Annotated in this window: 1 protein-coding gene, 1 tRNA gene, 1 pseudogene and 1 riboswitch; of the genes and pseudogenes, 2 read left to right on the forward strand and 1 reads right to left on the reverse strand. The window is 52.7% G+C overall.

Annotated features, from left to right (window positions below; genetic code table 11):
* Positions 1–14 precede the first annotated feature (14 nt).
* The gene (locus ACTHUE_RS17455) at positions 15–1,145 is read left to right on the forward strand and encodes an FUSC family protein (RefSeq protein ID WP_039861887.1); all 1,131 of its coding nucleotides are present in this window, start codon (positions 15–17) and stop codon (positions 1,143–1,145) included.
* 184 nt (positions 1,146–1,329) lie between these two features.
* Here ACTHUE_RS17455 and ACTHUE_RS17460 read toward each other — a convergent pair.
* Positions 1,330–1,406, reverse strand: a tRNA-Met gene (locus ACTHUE_RS17460).
* Positions 1,407–1,517: 111 nt separating this feature from the next.
* Positions 1,518–1,617: riboswitch (TPP riboswitch) on the forward strand.
* 94 nt (positions 1,618–1,711) lie between these two features.
* Here ACTHUE_RS17460 and ACTHUE_RS17465 point away from each other — a divergent pair.
* Positions 1,712–1,848, forward strand: a pseudogene (locus ACTHUE_RS17465) (phosphomethylpyrimidine synthase ThiC); the annotation flags it as partial.

Below are 1,848 nucleotides of genomic sequence, written 5' to 3' on the forward strand. Positions count from 1 at the left end.
ATACGTCTTACAACATGCCTGCCCAATCCGAACGCCTCCATTTTTCCGAACGCTGGCTCAACGCCTACGAACGCTACCGCTATCGCCGCCATATCCACGCCTTCCGCCTCGGCTTGGCAATCGTGTTCTCCACCCTGTTGGCGAAAGTCTTCCACCTGCAACACGGCGAGTGGATCGGCATGACCGTCTTTGTCGTCCTCGGCATGCTGCAATTCCAAGGCGCGATTTACTCCAAAGCGGTCGAACGCATGCTCGGCACGGCCATCGGTTTGGGTGTTGGGTTGACCGTTTTATGGTTGAACCAACATTATTTGCAAGACGACGTTTTCTTCTATCTGATTATCGGTGCCGCCAGCGCAGTGGCCGGTTGGTCTGCGGTCGGCAAAAACGGCTATGTCGCCATGCTTGCCGGTTTGACCATGTGCATGCTCATCGGCGACAGCAGCCACCACTGGCTCGACAGCGGCCTGATGCGCGCCATGAACGTTTTGATTGGTGCCGCCATCGCCATTGCCGCCGCCAAACTCCTGCCCCTGCGCTCCACCCTGATGTGGCGCTTCATGCTTGCCGACAACCTCACCGACTGCGCCAAAATGATTGCCGAAATCAGCAACGGCAAGCGCATGACGCGCGAGCGCTTGGAGCAAAACATGATTAAAATGCGCAAAATCAACGCCCGCATGGTCAAAAGCCGCAGCCATCTGGCCGCAACATCCGGCGAAAGCCACATCAGCAACAATATGATGGAAGCCATGCAACATGCCCACCGCAAAATCGTCACCACCACCGAGCTGCTCCTGACCACCGCCGCCAAACTGCGCGCGCCCACGCTCAACGAAAGCGAAATCCGCCTGCTCGACCGCCATTTCAACCAACTCCAACGCGAACTGCGCCTGACCGTACGTCTCATCAAAGGCCACTACGCCCGCCGCATCCGCATCGATACTTCGCTCAATACCGAACTAAGCAAACCGGCCGCCCGCCTGCATTACGACTGGCAAGGCTTCCTCTGGCTCAGTACCAATATGCGTAACGAAATCGCCGCATTGGTGATCCTGTTGCAACGTTCGCGCAATAAATGGTTGGACAAAAAAGAATTGCAACGCCTGAAAGAATACCTGCGTAACGATACCGATCCGGAGTAACAATAGGCCGTCTGAAAAACGCAAACCCAAAATAAAAGACAAAAACGAATTAGCCGCCGATAACATCGGCCAATAAAAAAGGCCGTCTGAAACCCAATGGTTCAGACGGCCTTTCAATCAATCCAAGCAACAATAAATACCGCATAAAGCAAAATCCCCTGCGATTGCAGGGGATTTTTATATTTGGTTGCGGGAGCAGGATTCGAACCTACGACCTTCGGGTTATGAGCCCGACGAGCTACCATGCTGCTCCATCCCGCGTCAGAAGTTGTAACTATACGGAAAGACGGAATCGCTGTCAAGCGTTTTTGACAGAAAATGCGAAAAACGCCGCTTTACAAAAAACCGTCCGCATGGTTTAATTTTTCGTTAATAAAGAAACAGGGGTGCTGCTTTCAAACCGAGCGGCTGAGAAATACCCTTTACACCCGAACAGGATAATACCTGCGTGGGGAGTTTCGGCAAATGTGTTTTTAGACGGTTGATTGAAGATATCCACAAGGCCGTCTGAAAAAAAGCAATGCTCCTGTTTCCATTTCATAACCGAAAAACAGGAGCAATTTTTTATGACTACCGCTAAAAAAACCGGCGATGAGGCGCGCCGTCTTTCCGACTTGAGCGAAGACATCGGCATCCGCTTCCAATATCCCAATTCCAACCGCGTCTATATCCCGGGCAGCCGCGCCGACATCCGCGTGCCTTT

Source organism: Neisseria sp. P0021.S005 (assembly GCF_051956955.1).